Source organism: uncultured Clostridium sp. (assembly GCF_934754915.1).
In the GTDB taxonomy this organism is placed as follows: Bacteria; Bacillota; Clostridia; order Clostridiales; family Clostridiaceae; genus Clostridium.
Genome location: NZ_CAKVKB010000001.1, coordinates 22,844 through 47,190 on the forward strand (window position 1 = coordinate 22,844; position 24,347 = coordinate 47,190).

Annotated in this window: 23 protein-coding genes; all 23 read right to left on the reverse strand. The window is 29.0% G+C overall.

Translation table 11 applies throughout. The features are described from left to right. Positions 1–37: 37 nt before the first annotated feature. The 23 genes from Q0F58_RS00080 to Q0F58_RS00190 all read right to left on the reverse strand — a co-directional run bounded on the left by Q0F58_RS00080 (position 38) and on the right by Q0F58_RS00190 (position 24,296). Positions 38–1,039 carry a LacI family DNA-binding transcriptional regulator gene (locus Q0F58_RS00080; RefSeq protein WP_294370833.1) on the reverse strand — a complete coding sequence of 334 codons (1,002 nt, stop codon included), beginning with the start codon at positions 1,037–1,039 and terminating at the stop codon, positions 38–40. A 282-nt stretch (positions 1,040–1,321) separates the two neighbouring features. After that, positions 1,322–2,821: a 4-alpha-glucanotransferase gene (gene malQ, locus Q0F58_RS00085; protein WP_294370836.1), complete on the reverse strand. Its 1,500-nt coding sequence runs from the start codon at positions 2,819–2,821 to the stop codon at positions 1,322–1,324. A gap of 191 nt (positions 2,822–3,012) precedes the next feature. Further along, the gene (locus tag Q0F58_RS00090) at positions 3,013–3,921 is read right to left on the reverse strand and encodes a carbohydrate ABC transporter permease (protein WP_294370839.1); all 909 of its coding nucleotides are present in this window, start codon (positions 3,919–3,921) and stop codon (positions 3,013–3,015) included. Continuing rightward, positions 3,921–4,787, reverse strand: a complete 867-nt coding sequence (locus tag Q0F58_RS00095) for a carbohydrate ABC transporter permease (protein ID WP_294370843.1) — start codon at positions 4,785–4,787, stop codon at positions 3,921–3,923. The genes Q0F58_RS00090 and Q0F58_RS00095 overlap by 1 nt, the downstream gene beginning before the upstream one ends. Before the next feature lie 107 nt (positions 4,788–4,894). Further along, complete coding sequence (locus Q0F58_RS00100; protein ID WP_294370847.1) at positions 4,895–6,205, reverse strand: ABC transporter substrate-binding protein; 1,311 nt, start codon at positions 6,203–6,205, stop codon at positions 4,895–4,897. Between the two features lie 326 nt (positions 6,206–6,531). Further along, complete coding sequence (locus tag Q0F58_RS00105) at positions 6,532–6,789, reverse strand: GIY-YIG nuclease family protein (protein ID WP_294370850.1); 258 nt, start codon at positions 6,787–6,789, stop codon at positions 6,532–6,534. Between the two features lie 224 nt (positions 6,790–7,013). Continuing rightward, positions 7,014–8,672, reverse strand: coding sequence for a biosynthetic-type acetolactate synthase large subunit (gene ilvB / locus Q0F58_RS00110; RefSeq protein WP_294370851.1), 1,659 nt, complete (start codon positions 8,670–8,672; stop codon positions 7,014–7,016). 173 nt (positions 8,673–8,845) lie between these two features. Next, a complete protein-coding gene (gene ilvD, locus Q0F58_RS00115) occupies positions 8,846–10,504 on the reverse strand; it encodes a dihydroxy-acid dehydratase (RefSeq protein WP_294370853.1) in 1,659 nt (552 codons plus the stop codon). Positions 10,505–10,510: 6 nt separating this feature from the next. Then, positions 10,511–11,593 (reverse strand): 3-isopropylmalate dehydrogenase, encoded by a 1,083-nt coding sequence (gene leuB / locus Q0F58_RS00120; RefSeq protein ID WP_294370855.1) that lies wholly within the window; start codon positions 11,591–11,593, stop codon positions 10,511–10,513. Between the two features lie 40 nt (positions 11,594–11,633). Continuing rightward, the gene (leuD, locus tag Q0F58_RS00125) at positions 11,634–12,122 is read right to left on the reverse strand and encodes a 3-isopropylmalate dehydratase small subunit (protein ID WP_294370857.1); all 489 of its coding nucleotides are present in this window, start codon (positions 12,120–12,122) and stop codon (positions 11,634–11,636) included. Positions 12,123–12,135: 13 nt separating this feature from the next. After that, positions 12,136–13,395: a 3-isopropylmalate dehydratase large subunit gene (gene leuC, locus Q0F58_RS00130; protein WP_294370860.1), complete on the reverse strand. Its 1,260-nt coding sequence runs from the start codon at positions 13,393–13,395 to the stop codon at positions 12,136–12,138. A 267-nt stretch (positions 13,396–13,662) separates the two neighbouring features. Further along, complete coding sequence (ilvN, locus tag Q0F58_RS00135; RefSeq protein WP_294370861.1) at positions 13,663–14,163, reverse strand: acetolactate synthase small subunit; 501 nt, start codon at positions 14,161–14,163, stop codon at positions 13,663–13,665. A 512-nt stretch (positions 14,164–14,675) separates the two neighbouring features. After that, positions 14,676–15,092, reverse strand: a complete 417-nt coding sequence (locus Q0F58_RS00140; protein WP_294370863.1) for a hypothetical protein — start codon at positions 15,090–15,092, stop codon at positions 14,676–14,678. Between the two features lie 193 nt (positions 15,093–15,285). Then, complete coding sequence (glmM, locus tag Q0F58_RS00145) at positions 15,286–16,632, reverse strand: phosphoglucosamine mutase (protein ID WP_294370865.1); 1,347 nt, start codon at positions 16,630–16,632, stop codon at positions 15,286–15,288. 270 nt (positions 16,633–16,902) lie between these two features. Continuing rightward, a complete protein-coding gene (locus tag Q0F58_RS00150) occupies positions 16,903–17,217 on the reverse strand; it encodes a YerC/YecD family TrpR-related protein (RefSeq protein ID WP_294370868.1) in 315 nt (104 codons plus the stop codon). 224 nt (positions 17,218–17,441) lie between these two features. Continuing rightward, positions 17,442–18,278 (reverse strand): AIM24 family protein, encoded by an 837-nt coding sequence (locus Q0F58_RS00155; protein WP_294370871.1) that lies wholly within the window; start codon positions 18,276–18,278, stop codon positions 17,442–17,444. A gap of 175 nt (positions 18,279–18,453) precedes the next feature. Continuing rightward, positions 18,454–18,687, reverse strand: coding sequence for a hypothetical protein (locus Q0F58_RS00160; protein ID WP_294370872.1), 234 nt, complete (start codon positions 18,685–18,687; stop codon positions 18,454–18,456). Between the two features lie 108 nt (positions 18,688–18,795). After that, positions 18,796–20,049, reverse strand: coding sequence for a S41 family peptidase (locus tag Q0F58_RS00165; protein WP_294370874.1), 1,254 nt, complete (start codon positions 20,047–20,049; stop codon positions 18,796–18,798). A 71-nt stretch (positions 20,050–20,120) separates the two neighbouring features. After that, positions 20,121–20,849 carry an ABC transporter permease gene (locus tag Q0F58_RS00170; RefSeq protein ID WP_294370875.1) on the reverse strand — a complete coding sequence of 243 codons (729 nt, stop codon included), beginning with the start codon at positions 20,847–20,849 and terminating at the stop codon, positions 20,121–20,123. 16 nt (positions 20,850–20,865) lie between these two features. After that, a complete protein-coding gene (locus tag Q0F58_RS00175; protein ID WP_294370876.1) occupies positions 20,866–21,606 on the reverse strand; it encodes an ABC transporter permease in 741 nt (246 codons plus the stop codon). Between the two features lie 15 nt (positions 21,607–21,621). After that, positions 21,622–22,557 carry an ABC transporter ATP-binding protein gene (locus tag Q0F58_RS00180; protein ID WP_294370878.1) on the reverse strand — a complete coding sequence of 312 codons (936 nt, stop codon included), beginning with the start codon at positions 22,555–22,557 and terminating at the stop codon, positions 21,622–21,624. A 127-nt stretch (positions 22,558–22,684) separates the two neighbouring features. Further along, positions 22,685–23,608, reverse strand: coding sequence for a sensor histidine kinase KdpD (locus Q0F58_RS00185; RefSeq protein WP_294370880.1), 924 nt, complete (start codon positions 23,606–23,608; stop codon positions 22,685–22,687). A 1-nt stretch (position 23,609) separates the two neighbouring features. Beyond that, a complete protein-coding gene (locus Q0F58_RS00190; protein ID WP_294370882.1) occupies positions 23,610–24,296 on the reverse strand; it encodes a response regulator transcription factor in 687 nt (228 codons plus the stop codon). Between the last annotated feature and the right edge of the window lie 51 nt (positions 24,297–24,347).

Genomic DNA, 24,347 nt, shown 5'->3' on the forward strand with positions numbered 1-24,347 from the left:
AGCGATTGCACTTATGGGTAACTTGAGGTAAGTTTTACTACCTCAATGATTCCCTTTCTACTAATTCAGATTCAATGATATAATGATTATTTTCTACATTATTATTTTCTAAATACTCTATCAAAACTTTAGCTGCATAATATCCTAGTTCATAAGCATTTATATCAACAGAAGCTAATGGTGGATTTTGAAATTGTGCTAATGGAGTATTGTTGAATGCAACAACAGAAATATCTGAAATTCCTTTGCTTTTTAATGCTTTTAAAACTCCAAAAGCAAGAAGATCATCCTGAACTAAAATTGCTGTAGGATTGCATTTTTCAATAAGTTCTAATGCTCCTTCAAATCCTTCTTCTTCAGTAAATTCATCTTTTATAATTATATTTTTTGTGGCACAAGATAATCCATTAATTTCACATGATACTTTATATCCCTTTAATCTATCCTTCGTAACTGTCAATTCCTCTTTTGCTCCTAAAAACGCAATTTCTTTATGGCCTTTCTTTATTAACGTATCCATAAGATTATAAGTAGCTTTAAAATTGTCATTATCAACCCATAACATACTTTCCGGTTCTTCTGGACGCCCTACAACAACAAATGGAAAATTTGTATTATTTAAATATTCTATGCTCTTATCATCAGTTCTTAGTCTTAAAAGACATACTCCTGCTATAAGATTGCTTGTTATAAAATCCTTTATAGAATTAAGTTCTTCCCTTTCGTCATCGTTAAATGCATAAGTAATATAGTATTTCTTTCTCTTTGCATAACTGCTCATTCCCTGCATAGCTTTAAGAAAAAAGGGATTAAAAGACAAATCTTGAGCTTCATTTGGAAGAACTACACCGATTATTCTTGTTTTCTTATTAGCCAAACTTCTTGCAATAGCATTTGGTTTATAATTCAATTGCTTAATCACTTCTCTTACTTTTTCTTTTGTTTTTTCACTAATCTGAGGACTATCCGATATTACTCTGGATACAGTAGATGTTGAAACATTAGCTGCTTTAGCAACTTCTTTAATCGTAATCTTCATTTTCATCTCCTAAATATAACAATAAAATTATATACTATATTAAAACTCTGTTTAGTTCTTATTGAAAATAAACAGAGTTTTAATATTAATACATAGAATCACTTTAAATTTATAATATATGCTTCAACAACAAAACTCAAGTATAAGGACATTTTGAAATTCATTTTATTATTCTCTATTCCATTTATAATATATAAATTATCTATTTAACCAAAACTGATGCATCAAAAGCCAAACTTTCATCTATACGCTTTAAAATTCCATACATTGAATGTTATCCACCTATACTTGTTTTGATTTAAGTCTTCCATATAGTTCTGTCATATTATAAATACGTTTCGCAAGTTCATCTGTAAATACTCCATTTTTAGCTCTCCACTTCCAATTACCACCTAAAGTAGATGGCATATTTGTTCTTGCCTCATTACCTAAATTCAAAAAATCCTGCATCTGTGCAATTGAAACATTAGCTACACTGCTCCATATTCCACGTATTAATCCCCAATTATATCCTTCTTCTTCATTAAGATTTAAATATTTTATTGCCTTTTCAACTTGATCTTTGGGTGCAGTTGTTTCAATCCATCCTCTTACTGTATCATTGTCATGAGTTCCTGTATAAGCTATAAAATTCCTTTCATAATTATGTGGCAAAAATGCATTATTCGCATCTGAATCAAATGCAAAAGTTAATATTTTCATTCCCGGGAAATTATTATTATCCCTAAGTTTTATAGTTTCTTCAGTTAATGTGCCAAGATCTTCTGCAATTATATTAACATCACCAAGAGATTTTCTTATAGCGTCAAATATCTTCATTCCTGGTCCCTTAACCCATTTTCCATTTTCTGCTGTAGCGTCTCCATATGGTATTGAATAATATGATTCAAAACCTTTAAAATGATCAATTCTCAACCAATCATATATTTTTAAACTCTCTTTAATTCTGCTTATCCACCATTTATATTCTGTTCTATCCATGTACTCCCAATCATATATAGGATTTCCCCACAACTGTCCTGTTTCTGAAAATATATCTGGAGGACATCCTGCTACTTTCAATGGTTTTAATGTTTCTTTGTCAATTAAAAATGCTTCTGGATTGCTCCATACATCAGCACTGTCTGCGGAAACATATATAGGTATATCTCCTATTATTTCTACTCCTAAATTATTGACATAACTTTTAAGTTCATTCCACTCATTAAAAAACTCATATTGAACAAAATTCCAAAATTCTATTTCGTCGCTTAATTCCTTTCTATACTTTTTAATCGCTTCAGGTTTTCTTAGTTTTATGTCTTCATCCCATTCCTGCCAACTTTTCAACTGAAATTTTTGTTTTACTGACATATACAATGAATAATCTTCAAGCCAAAAAGAATTTTCACTTTTGAAATTTTCAAATTTTACATCTTTTTTAATTTTAAAATTGAAAAAGGCTTTTCTTAAAATTTTCATTTTTTCAGTAAATATTAATGCATAATCAATTTCTTCATCATTATTCCCCAATTTTATATTTGAGTAATCTTCAAATTTCAATAAACCTTTTTCTTTTAAAATATCAAAATCAATAAAATATGGATTACCTGCAAATGCTGAAAAAGATTGATATGGTGAATCACCAAAACTTGTTGGTCCTAACGGAAGTATCTGCCAATACCTTTGTCCTGATTTTTTTAAAAAATCTGCAAATCTATATGCCTCCTTACCAAAAGTACCTATCCCATATTTTCCAGGTAACGATGCAATATGCATTATTATCCCACTACTTCTATCCATAATACTATTCTCCTTCCTTTTTATCATATAGTCTAAGCAACCGCTTGCATGGATTGATATAACTACTCAGATCACATGTATCAAAGTAGTTATATCAGTTTTGTCTTTAATATTAAATATTGAATTTTAAAACAATTTAATAGCCATCCTACTTATCCTTAAACTTATTTTTTTACATATATTTTAGTATATTACTTTATTGATCCTTGTACAATACCTGCAATTATATGTTTTTGAACAAAGAAGTAGAAAATAACTATTGGAATTATTGCCATTATCAAGGCTGCCATTGCAAGTTCCCATTGTTTTGAAAATGCTCCAAAGAAATTATTCATAGCAAGTGGAATTGTATTGAGCTTTCCATTTACAGTTAAAAACGGCAATAAGAAGTCGTTCCAAATCCAAATACTATTTAATACAGCAACTGTTACTGTAGTTGGTTTTAATAAAGGCAATACTATCTTTGTGTATACCTGCCATTTTGTACATCCATCTATTATTGCAGCTTCTTCAATTTCTTCTGGAATACCTTTAATAAATCCATGATATAAGAATATACTCATGCTTGCTCCAAATCCTAAATACATGAATATCAAACCATAATGTGTTCCTAGCATATCAAATGCACCAAATTTCATTTTACCCATCCATTTAACAAGTGGAATCATAACTGCTTGGAACGGAACTATCATCCCTGCTGTAAAAATATAAAAAACAACTTTACTTTTTGTAGATTTATCACGAACCAAAACCCATGCTGCCATTGATGAAAATAATAATATTACAATTACAGAACCAACTGTAATGATTATAGAATTTGTAAATGCTGATGCTACTCCCATTCTATCCATTGCATCTGCATAATTCTTAAAATTCCATACGCTTGGCAGTCCAGTTGTATCAGCAAAAATTTCCCTTCTTGTTTTAAATGAATTTATAAACATTAAATAAAAAGGTGTCATATAAAGAATGAGTAAAAGCCATGCAAACACTTCTAAAATCTTAGATTTAGTGGTATAACTGTCTAAAGTTTTTAATTTTTTTCCTGATTTTGCAATAGTATTTTCTTTTTTTCGTGCTGAAATTTTAATCTCTGCCATTATGCTTCTACCTCCTTCTTCTTATTGAAATAAACTTGAGTCAATGAAATTGCAGTTACTAAAATGAAGAATATAATCGCTTTAGCTTGCCCTATTCCCATATTATTAACCACAAAGGCTTCCTTATAAATATTTAAAGCTAACATTTCTGTAGATTTTGATGGACTTAATGAAAAATTCAAATCAAACATCTTAAATGAATTGGCTAATGTTAAGAATAAACATATTGTTATACCTTGTCTAACCATAGGAATTGTAATATGTCTAAATGTTTGAATACCATTAGCTCCATCTATATGTGCTGCTTCAATAAGATCATTTGGTACATTTTCTAACGCAGATACATAAATAACCATTATATATCCTGCATACTGCCATGTTGATACTATAAGCATAGCTATAACAGCTGTACTTGGTTCTTGTAACATAGATGTTGAAAGAAGTTTACTTCCCATTTTTTCACCTATTCCTACAAATACAGAATTAAACATGAATTGCCATATAAATCCTAAAATTAAACCTCCAATTAAGTTAGGCATAAAAAATCCTGTTCTTAAGAAATTTTTTGTCTTTAAATTTCTTGTCACTACATATGCTAATGCAAATCCAATAACATTTATTGTAACAACACTTCCAAATGTATAAATTAGAGTTATTTTAAAAGAATAAATAAATTGAGAATCTGTAAATATATATATATAATTTTTTAATCCAACAAAATCATACTGAGGATTAGCACCATTCCAATTTGTAAATGTGTAATATATACCAATCAAAAATGGGATAGCAACAACCATAATAAAGGCAAATAAACAAGGTCCTACAAACATCCAGAAATTTCTATTATCTCTACTTGTTTTAGTCATACTGAATTTCCTCCTTTTAGTTTAAGACAGATGTCTATAGAATGTGACATTCTACAGACATCTGATTCTCATTATTGATCACTTAATTTTCTTATTGCTGTAATAAATTATTGAGCTTCTTTTGGAGATGCATCTTGAAGATTCTGCAACATTTCTTTCTTAGCTGCATCTCCCATATCTGTATCTAAGAATTTAGAGAATACAGGCCCTATTTTATCCATTGTGAATCCATCAGGGAAATTAGTAAATGCCCATTTTAATGTCTTTCCTGCATTATTATATTCAGTAATTGATTTATTTAAAGGATTTGTGCTTTCAACTTTAAAATTAGTAAATGCAGGGATCATATTCATATCATTTACTAAAGCTTCCTGACCACTTTGACTATCAACCATCCATTTTAAAAATTCTTTTGCCTCTGCATTAACTGAGGAATCTTTATTTACTACCCAATACATAGGAACTCCAACAGGAATAGATCCGCTTACTTTCTCATCATTATTTATACACATTGGAACAAATCCCATATTAAAATCTGCACCTAGTGATTGTAAATCTGAAGCAATCCAGTTGCCTTGTTGAATGAATGCAGTTTTTTCTAGTGCAAAATTACCGACTTGATTACTATAATCAATAGTTTCTAGAGTTTTTCCTCCTCCGTATTTACACATTAATTCAACTAAATTCATCCAATCATTAAATTGCTGATTATTAACTAAATCTGCTTTTCCAGCTATATAATCCTTAGCAAATTGATCTGGATCATCCTGGGCTGCAAATGGAATATTAAATGTATGATTTCCTGTCACCCAAGTTTCTTTAGTTGTATATGACACAACATTATCCAATCCTAATTCATCTTTCTTACTGTCTAAGGTTTCAAAAGCTGTTTTTAAAGCATCAAATGTTGTAAGTTTTTCGGGATCGATTCCAGCTTTGTCTAAAATATCTTTATTATACATTAATCCATAGCCTTCAGTAGCAGCAGGCATACCATAAACCTTACCGTCAATAGTTACAGTATCTAATGTTCCTTTTACAGCATTAGGAACCCATGACTGATCACTCAAATCATCAATTTTATGCTGCCATACATTATAATCTCCTCTTCCTTGAATCATAAATATATCTGGTTCAGTTCCTTTTGCAAATTCTGCTTTTAATGATGCTCCATAATCAGCACCACCACCAACTGATGTAACTTCTACTTTTACTCCTGTTTCTTCTTCATACTTTTTAGCTAAATTTTGTAATGCATCATTTATTTCAACTTTTAATTGATATATCTTTATTGTCTTTCCACTACCATCAGAAGCTCCTTCTGATGAACCCGATGTAGCCGTACCTCCACACCCAACTAATGTTCCACATGCTAATGTAGCTGTCAAAACTGTTGCTAATAACTTTTTCTTTTTCATGATTAATACCCCTTTCATTCTCCAAAGTTTAAATATTATAATTATAAATTTATTTAAAATATAAAATAACTAGCCTAACTTTATCGCAAACGATTGCAATAAATTGCAAAAAACAAATTGCCATATGATACGCAATTCTAATAATCAAAGCAATTCCTACATTTATTTTTTATACCATTTATTTCTATGTTTAAAGTATATCAATTAAAGTAATCTTTTACAAAGTGCTTTTGAATTTGTTTTCAAGGCTAAAAGCTTATTTATCTTTAATTCTTTTGTTTTTTCTCGCTTTTACAACCGTTTTCATATTTTTCAATTATTTTCAATTATTTTATGCAATCATTTGCGTTTTTAATCAAATTAATCTTTTCTTTTCTTGAATAAGTTTTTATTTCATATTCTCTCTTCATAGCCTCTCGTTTTTCATCAAATTTTTCATAGTATACTAATTTAACCGGTCTTCTTGCTCTTGTATATTTTGCTCCCTTACCACTTGAATGTTGTTTTATTCTTCTTTCCAAATCATTTGTCCATCCTGTGTAAAATGTACCATCTGAACATTCAACTATATATACATAATTCATAAAAAATCCTACTTTCATAAAAATATTTCTTATTAACTCTAAAAAAATCAATTATATTTTATCACAAAATTTTACTAATCCACTGTCTATACAACAAAAAATCGCAGGTCACTAACTGCCTGCGATTTTCTTCATGCTATCATAATATATGTTTTAACAATACATATATAGTTAAAACATATATATTAAACTTTTCAAATCCTAATTATCAATTAAAATAGATATTATTCTGTCATTATCTGATCAATAGGTGCACCTGGTGCTACCATTGGAAATACCTTTTTGTCTGTATCTATCACATAATCAATTAACACTGGACCATCAGAATATTCTAATGCTTCTTTTATGACTTTCTCAACTTCATCAGGTTTAGTTATTCTAAAACCTTTTCCTCCAAATGCCTCTGCCAATTTTACATAGTCAGTTGGTCTGTCTAAAGTTGTTTCAGAATATCTTTCTCCATAAAATAAAGTCTGCCATTGTCTAACCATTCCAAGACAATTATTATTCATTACAATTTCAATCATTGGAAGCTTATTTTTAACTGCTGTAACAAACTCATTACAATTCATTCCAAAACTTCCATCTCCAGCAATATTAATAACTTGTCTGTCTGGTCTTCCAACTTGTGCTCCTATTGCTGCTCCAAGACCATATCCCATTGTTCCAAGACCACCTGAAGTTATGAAAGTTCTATGATTTTTGAATTTAAAATACTGCGCTGCCCACATTTGATGTTGTCCAACTTCTGTTGAAATAACAAAGTTTTCCTTTGTATTCAAATCATTTAATACTTTAAATAATAATTCAGGGTTTGTACAGCTATAATCAATTTTTTCATCTACCTTTAATGCATTTATTTTATCAAGCCATTCTTGATTTTTCTTACTCTCAACTAAAGGTATTAGCTTTTCTAACACAACTTTTAAATCTCCAATAATAGATGCATCAACTTTTATATTTTTATTTACTTCTGCTGGATCCACATCTATATGAATTATTTTAGCATTTCTTATATGATCTTGCTTTCCTACAACTCTGTCACTGAATCTTGCACCTAAAGCTATTAATAAATCACATTTAGTCGCTGCAATATTAGATGCTTTTGTTCCATGCATTCCAATCATGCCAGTATATAATTCATTATCATTAGGAAATTCAGATTTAGCCATTAATGAAGTTGAAACTGGTGAAGAAATTTTTTTAGAGAATTCTATAAGTTCTTCAGTAGCTCCTGATATTCCTACTCCTCCACCTGCATAAATAAATGGTCTTTCAGATTCATTAATTAATTTAACAACTTCCTCAATGTCAGAATCCTTAATTTTATCTGAACTTCTCACAATTTCTTTTGGAACAATTTTGACATACTCTGCCTTATTTGCAGTAACATCCTTTGGAATATCTATAAGTACTGGACCTGGTCTTCCAGATTGTGCAATGTAAAATGCTTCTTTTATTACATCCTGAAGTTCACTTACATCTCTTACAATATAATTATGTTTTGTTATAGGCATAGTTATTCCTTTTATATCTACTTCCTGGAAACTATCTTTTCCTAAAAGAGGAGTTGTAACATTACCTGTTATAGCCACTATAGGTACAGAATCCATATATGCTGTTGCAATACCTGTTACAAGATTAGTTGCCCCTGGTCCTGATGTTGCAATACATACACCTACTTTTCCTGTTGCTCTTGCATACCCATCTGCTGCATGAGCCGCATTTTGTTCATGACAAGTTAAAACGTGATGAAGCTGATCTCTATATTTATAAATTTCATCATAAATATTAAGTACAGCTCCACCTGGATATCCAAATATAGTCTCGACATTTTCATCAATTAAAGACTTTATTAAAATTTCAGCCCCCGTCAATAACATTTTATTCACTCCTTTGCTCATAAAATGATCTTAATTCATCACTTTTATTCAACTATTTAATGAATATATAAAAATATTTTCTACGAAATTTTAGGAATAGAAAATATCATTCCTAAAATTCTGTAGAAATATTACTTATTATTCATTGTCTATTTTTAATCTGTAAATATTAATTATTTAAGAATTGCTCCTTCAGATGCAGAACTTACAAGTTTTGCATATCTTGATAAATAACCTTCTTTAACCTTTGGTTCAAGTGGTTTGAAGTTCTTTCTTCTTTCAGCTAATTCCTCGTCACTTAATTTTACTTCAAGCTTGTTATTGTTTATATCGATTGAAATAATATCTCCATCTCTTAATAATCCAATTGGACCACCTGCTGCTGCTTCTGGAGAAACATGTCCTATAGATGCTCCTCTTGTAGCTCCACTAAATCTTCCATCAGTAATTAATGCTACTGAATCATCTAACTTCATTCCAGCAATTGCTGCTGTTGCCTGAAGCATTTCTCTCATACCAGGACCACCTTTTGGACCTTCATATCTTATTACAATAACATCTCCAGCTTTTATCTTTTTATCAAATATTGCTGCATTTGCTTCTTCTTCAGAATCAAAAACTTTTGCAGGACCTTCATGCACTAACATTTGAGGTAATACAGCAGCTCTCTTAACAACTGCTCCATCTGGTGCTAGATTACCTCTAAGTATTGCAATTCCACCTGTTTCACTATATGGATTATCTATTGGTCTTATTACTTCATAATCTTTAACAGATGCACCCTTTATATTTTCTCCTAATGTCTTTCCAGTAGCTGTAATACAATCTAAATTAAGCTCTACCTTCTTACTTAATTCGCTTAATACAGCTTGAATTCCACCTGCTGCATATAATCTTTCAATATGAACATCAGATGCTGGAGCTAATTTACAAAGATCTGGTGTCTTAGCTGATAATTCATTAATTATATCTAAATTCATATCAACTTTTGCCTCATTAGCTATTGCTGTAATATGAAGAACACTATTAGTTGAGCATCCAAGAGCCATATCTGCTCTAAGTGCATTCATTATACTCTTTTCATTTACTATATCTCTTGGTTTGATATCTTTTTCAAGAAGATTCATTACTGCCATACCAGCTTGTTTTGCAAGTCTTATTCTTTCAGAATAAACTGCTGGAATAGTTCCATTTCCAGGTAATGCTAATCCTAAAACTTCACATAAGCAGTTCATTGAATTTGCTGTAAACATACCTGAACATGATCCACATGTTGGGCATGCGCATTTTTCTATATCACATAATTCTTGTTCATCAATTAATCCATTTTCATAAGAACCTACTGCTTCAAACATTGTTGAAAGCGAGATAGCTTTTCCCTTATGAGTTCCTGCAAGCATTGGCCCACCACTTACAACTACTGATGGTATATTAACTCTCAATGAAGCCATTACCATACCAGGAACAATCTTATCACAGTTAGGAATTAAAACTAAAGCATCAAACGCATGTGCTTTTGCTAAGCATTCAATTGAATCTGCTATAAGTTCTCTTGTTACTAGAGAGTACTTCATTCCTTCATGTCCCATAGCTATTCCATCACATACTCCGATAGCTGGAACTACAAGTGGAGTACCTCCTGCAAGTGTTACACCTTTTTTAACAGCTTCAGTTATTTTATCAAGATTCATATGACCTGGAATTATATCACTTTGAGCTGATACAACACCAATTATTGGTCTGTTTATTTCTTCGTCAGTCAATCCTAAAGCTCTAAGAAGAGATCTTTGAGCTGCCTTGCCAGGCCCTTTTTTTATTACATCACTTTTCATAAGTTCTTACTTCCCTTCAATAATTTTTTTACAAACAAGGTCTCCCATTTCAGTTGTTCCAACTTTAGTCTTACCTTCACTCATTATATCACTAGTTCTGTATCCATCTTCAAGAACTGCTAATACAGCCTTTTCTATAGACTTAGCTTCTTCTTCTAAATTGAAACTGTATCTAAGCATCATAGCTGCTGATAATATTGTTGCTAATGGATTTGCAATTCCCATTCCAGCAATATCAGGAGCACTACCATGAATAGGTTCATACATACCTAAAGTACCATCACCAAGTGATGCTGATGGTAACATTCCAATTGAACCTGTGACCATACTTGCTTCATCTGATAAAATATCTCCAAACATATTTGTAGTAACAATTACATCAAATTGAGTTGGATCTTTAACTATTTGCATTGATGCATTATCAATGTACATATAATTTACTGAAACTTCTGGATAGTCTTTAGACATTTCACCAATAACTTTTCTCCAAAGTCTTGAACTTTCAAGTACATTTGCTTTGTCAACACAAGTTAATTTTTTGTTTCTTTTCATTGCTGTTTCAAAAGCTATTTTTAAAATTCTTGTTATTTCAGTTACATTATATCTTTCAGTATCATAAGCTGATTCTACACCATCAACTATTTCTTTTCCTCTTTCACCAAAATAAATACCGCCTGTTAATTCTCTTACAATAGCAATATCTATACCATTACCAACAATACTGTCTTTAAGTGGTGATGCATTCTTTAATGGTGCATACAATGTTGCTGGTCTCAAATTACAATAAAGATTTAATCCAGCTCTTAATCCTAATAAAGCCTGTTCAGGTCTTACTTTTGCATCTGGATTATCCCACTTAGGTCCACCAACTGCTCCAAGTAATACTGCGTCATTTTTTTTACATATTTCTAATGTTTCTTTTGGAAGTGCTTCTCCTGTCTTATCAATTGAACATCCACCTGCAATTGCATATTCATATTCAAATCTATGTCCAAATTTATCACCAATTGTTTTTAATACTTTTACTGCTTCTGCAACTATATCTGGACCAATTCCATCTCCTGGTACTACTGCTACATTACATTTCATTATTTTAACCTCCAATTTAACTGTAAATACTTTTCTTATACTATTTGTTGTTTCTTATATATCCGATTAATCCATCATTATCAATGATTTTTTGCATGAATTCTGGAAAACCTTCACCTTGATATTGTTGATTCTTAGTAAGGTTTTTTATTAATCCAGTTTTAAAATCTACTTCTAATTCATCACCAGCATCAATATTTTTAACAGCTTCATCACATTCTAAGATTGGCAAACCAATGTTTATTGAATTTCTATAAAATATTCTTGCAAATGTTGATGCAATAACACAGCTTACACCTGCTGTTTTAATTGCTAAAGGAGCATGTTCTCTTGAAGAACCACATCCAAAATTTTTATTTGCAACAATTATATCTCCTGGCTGAACTTTCTTTACAAATTCAATATCTATATCTTCCATACAATGTGCAGCAAGTTCTTTAGGATCTGATGTATTTAAATATCTTGCTGGAATTATTACATCTGTATCTACATTATCTCCATATTTGAATACTCTACCTTTTACGCTCATTACTAAATACCTCCTACACTAATTCTGGATCAGTTATCTTTCCTGTTATTGCAGATGCTGCTGCAACTGCTGGACTTGCAAGATAAACTTCTGATTCAACATGACCCATTCTTCCTACAAAGTTTCTGTTTGTTGTTGATACACATCTCTCGCCCTTAGCCAATATTCCCATATGTCCTCCAAGACAAGGTCCACATGTTGGAGTAGATACTGCTGCTCCAGCTTCAATTAAGTCCTTAATTATTCCTTCTTCTATTGCTTGAAGATAAACTTTTTGAGTTCCAGGAATAACGATACATCTTACTGATTTATCAACTTTTTTACCTTTAAGAACATCTCTTGCAACTCTTAAATCTGAAATTCTTCCATTAGTACATGATCCTATAACAACCTGATCGATTTTTACTTCACCAGTATTGTCAATAGTTCTTGTATTATCTGGTAAATGAGGGAATGAAACAGTTGGTCTTAAAGTACTTAAATCTATTTCATAAACTTCATCATATTCAGCATCTTCATCAGCCTCATATTTCTTCCATTCTCTTGTTGCGTGTTCTTTTAAATATTCTACTGTCTTATCATCTACAGGGAATATTCCATTCTTTCCACCTGCTTCAATAGCCATGTTAGCCATTGTAAATCTATCATCCATAGAAAGGTATTGTAATCCATCTCCTACAAATTCCATTGATTTATATAATGCACCATCAACACCAATCATTCCAATTATGTGTAATATGATATCCTTACCACTTACCCATTTTGCTGGCTTATTTTTAAGAACAAATTTTAATGCTGATGGAACTTTAAACCAACATTTACCTGTTGCCATACCAGCTGCCATATCAGTTGAACCAATACCTGTTGAGAAAGCACCAAGTGCTCCATAAGTACAAGTATGAGAATCAGCACCTATCACAACATCACCAGCTACAGCTAGTCCCTTTTCTGGCACTAAGCAGTGTTCTATTCCCATTTCTCCAACTTCAAAAAAGTTTTCTATTTCCATCTTGTTTGCAAATTCTCTTATGTATTTTACTTGTTCAGCCGCCTTTATATCTTTGTTAGGAGTGAAGTGATCTGGAACTATAGCAATTTTGCTTTTGCTGAAAACTTTATCCTTTCCAAATTTCTTAAATTCATTTACTGCTACTGGAGTAGTTATATCATTTCCTAATACTAAATCAAGATTAGCCTCAATTAATTGTCCAGCTTTTACAGATTCTAATCCTGCATGAGCAGCTAAAATCTTTTGTGTCATTGTCATACCCATTTTCTAATCATCTCCTCAAAATATGCCTTTATCTTTCTTTCAATATTATATTTTATTTGTCTATCAATTCTACCAATATGCTGTTCAATCAGCTTGCACACTATTTTTTAATGTAGACCAAAATACTTCTATTCGATTATTTAATATATCCCCTATATGTTTATTTAATCCCCTATGTATATTATAATTACTTTTTGCCATTGCTTTATTTATCTAAAGTGCCCTCTTTTAAATATTGATTATTGCTTATACATTAAAATTTTATCTTTACAATGTATTCTTTATAGTCTGTTCTCCTCTTTGAAGTGCTGTAACCCCAGTTCTTGCAACTTCTTCTATTCCGTATTCTTTCATTAAGTTAATCAATGCTGATATTTTATCTTCGTCCCCAGTCAATTCAATTGTTAAAGTATCAGTTGAAATATCAATTATCTTACTTCTGAATATTTTTACAGTTTCATTTATTGCTGACCTATTTTCAGCATTTGCTCTTACCTTAATTAAAACTAACTCTCTATATACAGATTCATTAGCTTTAAAATTTACAACTCTTATTACATCTTCCAGCTTATCTAATTGCTTTTTTACCTGTTCAAGTACATCATCATCAGCTCTAAGTGTAATTGTCATTCTTGAAACAAGAGGATCTTCTGTACTTCCAACAGTAAGACTGTCGATATTATATCCTCTTCTAGAAAATAAACCGCTTACTCGGCTTAAAACTCCTGATGAATTTTTTACCAAAACAGATAATACATGCTTTTCCATTGCCTATCCCCCTTAAAAATAGTTAAAAAAATCCACCCTTAATGATATGAATCATAAGAGGTGGGATAATATTCCGCCTTATAATATCACTAGGTTCTAACAAACCCTTGCATATAACGGATGCACACCGGATATCTTTTACTTAAGAAAACTCTCTTTCTGGATTCTGCTCAGGAGTGATAATTAAAAAGCTAAAGTATCGATTTACACCACCCATCGACTCTCTTAAACTTATTCTGCTAAATAAATGTCTCCTTCTCAGCATTTACAAACTTTAAGGACATATTCAATTTTCCTGTTGTACTAAATTTTACTCTTCTGTTTTACCATTGTCAACATTATATTATATTTTTTACCATTCTTATTTTTTACTTTAGTTTGTCAAATATTTTTTTAACACTTTATCAGCAAAACCAATATTATTTTAATATTTTATCAGTATATTCTTTATGCATTTGACATATTATTGTTATTTTTACTTTCATTTTTGAATTTAAAATAGATTATTATAATCAATCCATTTCTCCATAACTCTCCATAATTTCGATTGGTTCTATATCTGACATTAGTTCATCCAAATTATTATCATACATATTAAAATCAATTTCAGCTTCATATAAATTTTCAATAATATAACTTTTTTCTTCTTCAAAAATAGTGCTTTCATTCACTTTATCTATAACATCATCTATACTATATAATTGAAAATTTCCATTTTCTACACCATAATCTGTGCATATATTAATTCTCGCATCACTTCCTGCACTGTTTTCAGTTATATCATTGTCGCCTTCTTCATGAATTTTTTCTTTGATTAAATCTTCATAAAATCTATTTATATAAGACTTTGCAGATTCTATATCATTAAATCCTATACAATCTCCATTAGGTAGTACCAGTAAAAATTCATTGTATGTTTCCTTATACATAAATAAAATGTCACCTCCCATATGTTGTTTTCATCAAATTTATATATCCCCTGCTAACCAAATTGTTATACACTAATTTAAAATTATTAATAAAAAACACACTTTATATATATATATATAATAATTATCATATACACAAAGTGTGTTTAATATTTATATTAATAAAAATATTTCTAACTATTTATACTTAGAATTAAGCATATTTTCTTTGGATTAAATCAGCCAATCCTTGAGCCATTCTATCTATCTCTTCTTGATTTTCACCTTCAAGCATTACTCTTACTAATGGTTCAGTTCCAGAAGGTCTTATAAACACTCTTCCAACACCATTTAATGTTTCTTCAATTTTCTTAATTTCACTTTGAATTTCTTCATCAGTTAAATATAGATTTTTCTTTTCATTTGGTATTGTTGCATTAGCTAAAACCTGAGGAAGTTCTTTCATTATAGAACATAGTTCTGATAATTTTTGTTCTTTCTTTTTAACTATTGATGCAATTTGAAGCGCAGTAACTAAACCATCACCTGTTGTATTACAGTCTAAGAATATAACATGGCCAGATTGTTCTCCACCTAATACATAGTTTTCTTTAACCATTTCTTCAAGAACGTATCTATCTCCAACGCCTGTCTTTACAACATTAATACCTTCTCTTTTTGCTGCAATATCTAATCCAAGATTACTCATTACTGTTACTACTAACGTATCTTCTTTAAGTTTTCCAATTTCCTTAAGATACTTAGCACACAATATTAATATAAAATCTCCGTTAATAAGATTTCCCTTTTCATCAACAGCTAAACATCTATCTGCATCGCCATCAAATGCAAATCCTAAATCACAGCCCTTTTTAACTACATATTCCATTAGTTCTTCAGGATGTGTTGAACCACAATTTTCATTTATATTTGTTCCATCTGGATTATCATTTATTACAAATACATCTGCACCTAATTCTCTAAATGCTTTTACTGAAGATTTATAAGATGCACCATTTGCACAATCAAGTGCTATTTTTAATCCCTTTAATGTATAAGGAATAGTTTCTTTTGCAAATTCTATATAATCATCTAAAGCTGATACTTCAACTGTTCTCTTTCCTATCTCTGTTCCTGTAGGACTTGGAACTCCTTCAAAATCGCTTTCAATAACTCTTTGAATCTCATCTTCTAATTCATCAGATAATTTATATCCCTTGTCATTAAAAAATTTTATTCCATTATATTCAACTGGATTATGTGATGCAGAAATCATGACACCTGCATCAGCTCCATATTTTCTTGTTAAATATGCAACTGCTGGTGTTGGTACAACTCCTAATACTACTGCTTCTGCTCCAACTGATAATATACCTGCTATCAATGCAGATTCTAACATATCTCCTGATATTCTTGTATCTTTTGCAACTAATATTTTAGGTTTATGAGCTCCTTCTGTTAATACATATGCTCCAGCTCTTCCAAGATTATATGCAATTTGTGCTGTTAACTCTGTATTTGCAACTCCTCTTACTCCATCAGTTCCAAACATTCTACCCATAATTTTACCTCACTTTTTTCATTCTGTTATCATCTCTAAATACTACAATTAACAGGATTCCAAGATCAAAAATATCAATAACCAATTGTAGTTTTCAATAAGTTTTATTTTTGAATAAAGATGATTTATATATTTAATGTTTGTTATAATACTATACTATTTTAGTCATTCATTTTAAGATATTGTTTTTTTCTAATTTCTACAAAAATTCACCTTTACATAGTATAATCTTTTTCTAAAAAATTTACAATCAAAATATGTATATAAATCTTAATCGATCTCATTCATTTCATTTTGTAACTTATTTAAAACTATATTATATCCGTCACTTCCGTAATTTAAGCATCTATTTACTCTGCTTATTGTTGCTGTACTTGCACCTGTTATTTCTGCTATTTCAGAATAAGTCTTTTTTTTGTTTAAAAGAGTAGCTACATGCAACCTTTGTGCCAATGCTTTTACTTCGTTTATAGTTGCTACATCTTCAAAAAATTTATAACATTCTTCTATATCATCAAGTTTTAATATTGCCTTAAAGAATAAATCTAGTTCTTTGCTCTTTATTTTTGATTCCAACGAACTCATCCTTATCACCTCTTATTATTCATTCTCTTTTATTCAATTATAACTATCATTATTCTACTTTACAACTTTAATCTACTGTAGTGATAAATTTAAAATAAAAATACATTAATATCTTAGATTTAATTCTAAAAATACTAATGTATTAAGTTATAATTAACAATGCACAGTTTATTACTAATTACTTTTATTATTAGTATAAGTCTAATATAACAATATTGTTTAAACTACTCTTCTTTTATATCAACATCCTGCTCAGTTTTTCTCATTTCATCAAAACCTTTTAATCTTAAATCAGAATACACATTTTTTGTTGGTATAAGCCATACTTCCCCTGATCCTCTGTATACATTAACAAAACCTTCTCCATTAGTAAAAGAACTAGTTATTGATTTTGAAGATTTTTCAACAGTAAACTCTATATTTCCAGTTCTTAAAATTGCAAAATTTCCATCAACCTTTAATGTATCATTAATTAATACACATTTAAATATTTCGCTTTCAGGCACTGGAATTTCTAATACCACTATACCACTTCCGCTTATTTTAGTCTGACATAATCCTTCATCTCCAAAGATAGCTGCTGAAATATTCTTATTCATAGACATGCCGACTTCTACGCTACTTTCACATGCAAAAAATGTTCCATCATCTACTATTATTTCATCGTCTTCAAGTTCAATCAATGCAAAATTGCTAAATGAAGGCTCTAAAAATATCTCTCCATTTCCACTATATGTAGGTTTAAATACTGTTTCTCCTGTAAGCTTACTTGATAATAACTTTTTACCCAGTCCAAATACTCCTCCAGTTTTATTATTTATTTTTATATTACCCTTCATATAACTCAAAACGCCTGGTTCAAGTATTACACTACTGTCATCCAGCACTATTCTAATCTGCTTTAGCTTTATACCACTTTTTCTTATTATATTTAATCCTAATGCAGTTTCTACATCTGTAGCACCCTCCAAACTATCATATTCTAATATTTGAAATACTGAATCATTTTCCATTTCAGCTATCTTATTTAGTTTATTAGTAAAATTTATTGAACTTCTCATTGTTAGCTCCTTTTTAATGCTTATTGCCTTACTTTATATTGATATTATAAAATTATTTTAACATACTCTTTTTCATAATATTATTGACTTAAAAATAAAAGGCTAAACCAAATAAACTTAATATTACTCAGTTTAGCCAATTTCATATCAATTCAAAATATAAATATATTCCCTTCTAATCTATATTTTTAGAATTTATAAATTCTTCTGCTATTTCATCATGATATCCATCTGTATTAGATATAGTTGCACAATAATAAACTCCATTTTCGTTCCAATAATAAAATGAATCACTTTGTTCTTTTTCTGATTCATCAATATTATATTTAGATTTAACACTCAATATAGTCTTTCCATTTATATTTATTTCTTCAGTCTCACTGCTGTCATATCTGTCTTTATTTTTCATATTTATTCCTAAAACAGAACTCATTGCATATTATATAATATAAACACTCTATTTTAAGCAAAAAATTACAGCAGGCAATTATGTCTGCTGTAATTTGAATTAGAATAACTAATTATTTAAAATATAATTCATAATAGGGTCTTCCTTGTTTATATAATCATCTATAGATATATCAATTTCTTTATCTGGTATGAAAGCATCACCTTCATCACTGAATAAAGTACAACGTTTAGTTGAATATGCTATATCAATCCTTGAATTTGGAAGTTTAAAATGGCTTACTTGTCCATAATGATTAGGCTTTCCACTTGTAGGTTCTCCAATAAAAAAAGCATTTGTCCCTTCCTTAAGCAAACATGCATCTATTATAGCTGCTGAAAATGTCTGGCGACCTATTACTACAAACAGTCTATTAGAAGTATTTATATTTCTTTCTTTAAGCCCATCTATAAATGGATTTAAATATCCATCACTTCCTCCTGAATTATTTCTCATATCAATTACAAGCTTATCAACATTGTTTTCATCTATAAATTCAAGTATCTGTTCAATTATATCTTCTATATTTCCACAATCTTCATCATTTGTGCATGAATTATATTTAAAATATAAAGTCTCTTTTTCTTCTATATACTTATACCAATAACTCATTTCACTATTCTGCCTATACAATGGAATTGTTTCATCACCATTATCAGTAACAATCCAACTAACGCTATTATCTTCACTGCTCAAATCAACTGAGTTAATTTTAATGTCAAATTCTTCATTATTAAAATTTTCAAAAGTAAATACAGAGTCTTCTGCGTTATTTGATATATTTACACCTTTTAAGATATCTGGCCTCATCAAAAGTGAAGGAAGCATCTTTTTTATGTTCCATTCATTTTCTTTTGCTATCAACGGTGTTAATAATTCTTCAACCTTATAAATATCTATCCCATTTATTTTTTTCAATCTACAATTCATTGCCTCACTATACTCTTCAGTAGTGTTTATCAAGTATATATCGTTATTGAAATAATAAAACTGCAAAGGATATCTTTTTTCATAATTTCTATAAGCTTTAGTATGAGCATCACTAACATCTGCTACTATTTTATAAATTCCTGCAACAACCTCTTCATCATTTAATTTACTAACATTATTCTTTAATTCATCTATCTGCCCATTAAAATCATCTTCACTCATATTAAAAAATAAATCCACATGTTTCTTCGGCAAAGCTTTTTGCAAATAACTTAAATCTTTCTGCCACTTTTCATCTCTGCTTCCTCCTAAATACTGAGTTCCACATCCAACAATATTTAATATCATACATATTATAATTAATAATATATTTATTCTTACTGCCCTCTTCATGATATAATCCTTTCAATTTGATTTAGTTAATCTATCTAATTTACTGACTATAATTTTATTATGAAAATAACCTAGCTTATATCCATTTTTTTATGCCCATAAAATGCAGCTGCCATAAATACAATAAATACAAAAATTGAAACCACAGCAATAGAACCAATATTGTTATTCCCCTTATTATAGGTATTTTCAAATATATACAAAGAACCTAATAATGGATTATATTTAACATATATCGAATTACTTCCACTTGTTATTACTTGAATACATAAAGAAAAAACTCCATATATAATTGGAAAAATAATATTCTTTTTTAAATTAACTAAAAAAATTGGTATGGGTACTAAAGCCATCTGAAATAACAACGCTTTTACATTTACTTTTAAATCTTTTAGTATTAAGTTACTATCTAAACTTCCAAATAACTTATAATACCCTAGATATACTGTAATACATTGAATACAACAAGTTATAAACATAATAAAATATATGACTATCAATTTTCCCATAAATATTTTTGTTCTATCACATGAATATGAATATAGAGAATTAGCTGTTTTATCTCCATACTCTCGTGCAAAAATATACCCAGATATAATTGAAAACAATATTCCATACATAAACATATGACTTAAGCCTTCTGTATTATATACATAACTTTCAAAAGTTCTATTTTTTTGTGATAATATTACAATTGCTATATCTAAAATTAAAGGCATAGTTAATCCACCAATAAATATTAAAAATAATATATTAGATTTCTTTAATTTTAATATTTCAGAATATATTACACTAAGCACTTTTTTATCTCCTTTCTTAATTAATATCATATTTTTTTAAATAAAAAATAAATGCTGAAACTGATATAATAAATATACCTAAAGCACACAACAATACTGCTATGTAATCAATTGGATCTCCCTTATAAAAATAATAAAATGGTAATGCAGGTATTGAAAACGGACAAAACTGCATATAAATTCCACCAATGCTCATAAACATAGATGCTATTGCTCCAATAACGCCATATACTGTTGGGAAAATAATATTTTTACTTATGCATCCTATTAGAGCTGGTAATGGAATCAATATTACCTGCAAACCCAAAGATATTACCGTCATCTTCAACTGAACATACATAATATCTATTACAGATAAACCATGAGATAATATTACAATCACAGCAAATATACTAAAAAAATTAATTGTGTATACTATCATAATCAACATTAAGATTGTAATAAATTTTCCTAAAACTATTTTAAATTTACTTATTGGATATGAATACAGTGAATTTAATGTTTTGTTTGTATATTCTCTTGAAAAAACATATCCAGCAACTATTGAAAACATAATTATATTTAAAAACTGAAGCTGGAATATATTTGTATTTGCAATAAGATTAAGGCATGAATCTTTATTTATAGCTTCATAACCATTATCAATTATTCCTGCTGCCAGCATCATTCCTGGAATAAATATTCCTCCTAATAAAATTAAAGCAGCCAAATATGATTTCCTTAATTTTAAAAGCTCTGAATATATTATATTTATCATCTTTTTATCTCCTCTTTATGATATTTTAAATCCACGGCTTTTTTCTTTTCCTATAAGTTTTAAAAAATAATCCTCCAGACTATCTGCATTTAAACATATTTCCTTAACTTCAATATTGTTTGAAACCATAATCCTATTCACTTCTGAAATATAATTAAGATTTTCATAAATTCTAATGTTATTTTTTTCGTGTACTTCATAATCTTTTATATTCAACTTTTCTTCTAAAATAATTGATGCTTTTCTGTCGTCATTTACTTTCAAATTTATATACTGTCTATTCCTTTTTTTAAGTTCATCATAATCAATTTCTTCAAGCATGATACCCTTATTTATTATCCCAACTTTAGTTGCAATTTGTTGAACTTCACTTAATATATGCGTTGATATTAAAAATGTAATTCCTTGACTTTTATTTAAATCAAGAATAAGTTCTCTTATTTCTTTAATTCCTCTTGGATCAAGTCCATTAGTGGGCTCATCCAAAATTAAAAATTCAGGATGATGAAGAATTGCTCTTGATATGCCAAGTCTCTGCTTCATTCCAAGAGAAAATTCCTTCACTTTTTTATTCTTTACATCATCTATTCCTGTAATTTTTAATGCGTTTATAACACTTTCCTTATCCTGTACTCCCATCATTCTTCTATGTATTTCTAAATTTTCACCTGCTGTTAAATTAGGATAAAATCCTGGATATTCAATCATGCTTCCTATTCTTTTTAATAAATCTCTATTCTTTTCTGAATATTTTTGTCCAAAAATCTCAATTTCACCTTTTGTACTCTTTACAAGTCCCATTATCATCCTTATTGTAGTGGTCTTTCCTGCTCCATTTTCACCAAGAAATCCATATATCTCTCCACATTTTATATTCATATTCAAATCCTGAACTGCGCAAAAATTCTTAAATTGTTTTGTAAGATTATATGTTTTTAAAATATTATCCATATTTTAAATCTCCTTTTATTTCATTCTAATCTTTATTAATACATCACAAAAAGACTATGATTTAAATATACCTCATAGTCTTTACAATAAATTTAACCATATCTTACATATTTCTTAACTTTATCTATTAATAATAATGATTTGGTAGTTTTATTAAAAATGAAGTCTTTTTAAATGGAGTACTTTTCACCACAATGCTTCCTTCAAGACTTTCTACTAATTTTTTTACTATAGTTAATCCAAGTCCACTGCTTTTCATTGCTGCACTTCTAGATTTCTCAGCCGTATACAATCTGTCAAATATGTGATTAATATCATCAGCTGCAATTCCACTTCCATTATCCCAAACTTCTATATATACATACATTGAATCACTAGATAAGTTAATACCTATTTTACTTGCCCCTGTTCCATGCTTTAATGAATTGTTAATTAAATTATTCAAAATTCTATTCATTATTTTTTCATCACATAATAGATAAATATCCTTTTCTCCAATATTTATCTCAGGCTCAATATTTAATTTTTGTATTTCTGAAAAAAAGGAAATTATATTTTGTCTTATAATTTCTGATAAATTAATATTCTTAAAATTTAAATTTATATCATTTGAATCCAGTTTTGAAACCTGAAAAAATTCTTCCATTAAGTCATAAAGAAAATTCCCTTTGTCATATATAATCTTTAAATACTCTTTTTTCTTAGTTTGATCTAAATTATCTCTTTCAAAAATAAGTTCCATATATCCAAGCATAGATGTTAATGGAGTTCTTAAATCATGAGATATATTTGATATCATTCTTTTTTGTGATTCTTCATGATATATATTTTCTTTGTTTACTACTTGAAATTTTTCTATTATCCCATTTATTTTCAATGTTAATTCATTTAAAAATCCTATTTTATTTTGAAATCTTATCCTTTGATTTAAATTCCCATTTATCACATCATCAAGAACCAGACACATATATTTAATTTTTCTTCTTAATGAATATAAAAAGCATATAAGTATAATAATTAAAATTAATAATATACAATTTATTATGTCCATATTAATCTCCAAGTCTGTATCCTATTCCCCAGACAGTTTTAATATATCTAGGCGCACTATCATTATCTTCAATTTTATTTCTAAGTCTTTTGATATGTACCATTACAGTATTATCATCACTTATAAATTCATCCTTCCATACACTTTGAAATATCTGCTCTTTTGTAAACACTCTATTTGGATTAGATAAAAAAAGCTTTAATATATCAAATTCTTTTGGCCTTAGATTCAATTCAATATTGTTTTTATATGCTTTATAATTTCTACTATCAACTTTTAAATCACCATAAATAAAAACATCTTCATAATTATCAGAAGTATTATTATAATCATTATATCGTCTTAATTGAGCTTTTACTCTTGCAATTAATTCTTTTATGAAAAATGGCTTGACCATATAATCATCAGCTCCCATACTAAGTCCTACAACTCTGTCACATTCATCATCTTTAGCTGACAATATAATTACAGGAATTTTGCTTTTTTCTCTTATCTGTCTTAGAACTTCTATTCCATCAACATATGGTATCATTAAATCTAAAATTACTAAATTTATATTTTCATCATATTTAGAAAGCGCCTCTTTTCCATCATATGCCTGAATTGTATTGTACATTTCATTTTTTAATGATTCACATAATAAATTATTAATTTCTTTATCATCTTCAACTACTAGTATATTTGTCATCAAAATTCCTCCAACTTTCATATATTTTTATACTTACTACTTAAATTCATG

What these genes read in the sequence shown, in the direction of transcription:
- Q0F58_RS00080 (WP_294370833.1), bottom strand. Translation starts at nt 1,039, where the DNA reads ATGAAGATTACGATTAAAGAAGTTGCTAAAGCAGCTAATGTTTCAACA.
- malQ (WP_294370836.1), bottom strand. Translation starts at nt 2,821, where the DNA reads ATGGATAGAAGTAGTGGGATAATAATGCATATTGCATCGTTACCTGGA.
- Q0F58_RS00090 (WP_294370839.1), bottom strand. Translation starts at nt 3,921, where the DNA reads ATGGCAGAGATTAAAATTTCAGCACGAAAAAAAGAAAATACTATTGCA.
- Q0F58_RS00095 (WP_294370843.1), bottom strand. Translation starts at nt 4,787, where the DNA reads ATGACTAAAACAAGTAGAGATAATAGAAATTTCTGGATGTTTGTAGGA.
- Q0F58_RS00100 (WP_294370847.1), bottom strand. Translation starts at nt 6,205, where the DNA reads ATGAAAAAGAAAAAGTTATTAGCAACAGTTTTGACAGCTACATTAGCA.
- Q0F58_RS00105 (WP_294370850.1), bottom strand. Translation starts at nt 6,789, where the DNA reads ATGAATTATGTATATATAGTTGAATGTTCAGATGGTACATTTTACACA.
- ilvB (WP_294370851.1), bottom strand. Translation starts at nt 8,672, where the DNA reads ATGTTATTGACGGGGGCTGAAATTTTAATAAAGTCTTTAATTGATGAA.
- ilvD (WP_294370853.1), bottom strand. Translation starts at nt 10,504, where the DNA reads ATGAAAAGTGATGTAATAAAAAAAGGGCCTGGCAAGGCAGCTCAAAGA.
- leuB (WP_294370855.1), bottom strand. Translation starts at nt 11,593, where the DNA reads ATGAAATGTAATGTAGCAGTAGTACCAGGAGATGGAATTGGTCCAGAT.
- leuD (WP_294370857.1), bottom strand. Translation starts at nt 12,122, where the DNA reads ATGAGCGTAAAAGGTAGAGTATTCAAATATGGAGATAATGTAGATACA.
- leuC (WP_294370860.1), bottom strand. Translation starts at nt 13,395, where the DNA reads ATGGGTATGACAATGACACAAAAGATTTTAGCTGCTCATGCAGGATTA.
- ilvN (WP_294370861.1), bottom strand. Translation starts at nt 14,163, where the DNA reads ATGGAAAAGCATGTATTATCTGTTTTGGTAAAAAATTCATCAGGAGTT.
- Q0F58_RS00140 (WP_294370863.1), bottom strand. Translation starts at nt 15,092, where the DNA reads ATGTATAAGGAAACATACAATGAATTTTTACTGGTACTACCTAATGGA.
- glmM (WP_294370865.1), bottom strand. Translation starts at nt 16,632, where the DNA reads ATGGGTAGAATGTTTGGAACTGATGGAGTAAGAGGAGTTGCAAATACA.
- Q0F58_RS00150 (WP_294370868.1), bottom strand. Translation starts at nt 17,217, where the DNA reads ATGAGTTCGTTGGAATCAAAAATAAAGAGCAAAGAACTAGATTTATTC.
- Q0F58_RS00155 (WP_294370871.1), bottom strand. Translation starts at nt 18,278, where the DNA reads ATGAGAAGTTCAATAAATTTTACTAATAAACTAAATAAGATAGCTGAA.
- Q0F58_RS00160 (WP_294370872.1), bottom strand. Translation starts at nt 18,687, where the DNA reads ATGAAAAATAAAGACAGATATGACAGCAGTGAGACTGAAGAAATAAAT.
- Q0F58_RS00165 (WP_294370874.1), bottom strand. Translation starts at nt 20,049, where the DNA reads ATGAAGAGGGCAGTAAGAATAAATATATTATTAATTATAATATGTATG.
- Q0F58_RS00175 (WP_294370876.1), bottom strand. Translation starts at nt 21,606, where the DNA reads ATGATAAATATAATATATTCAGAGCTTTTAAAATTAAGGAAATCATAT.
- Q0F58_RS00180 (WP_294370878.1), bottom strand. Translation starts at nt 22,557, where the DNA reads ATGGATAATATTTTAAAAACATATAATCTTACAAAACAATTTAAGAAT.
- Q0F58_RS00185 (WP_294370880.1), bottom strand. Translation starts at nt 23,608, where the DNA reads ATGGACATAATAAATTGTATATTATTAATTTTAATTATTATACTTATA.
- Q0F58_RS00190 (WP_294370882.1), bottom strand. Translation starts at nt 24,296, where the DNA reads ATGACAAATATACTAGTAGTTGAAGATGATAAAGAAATTAATAATTTA.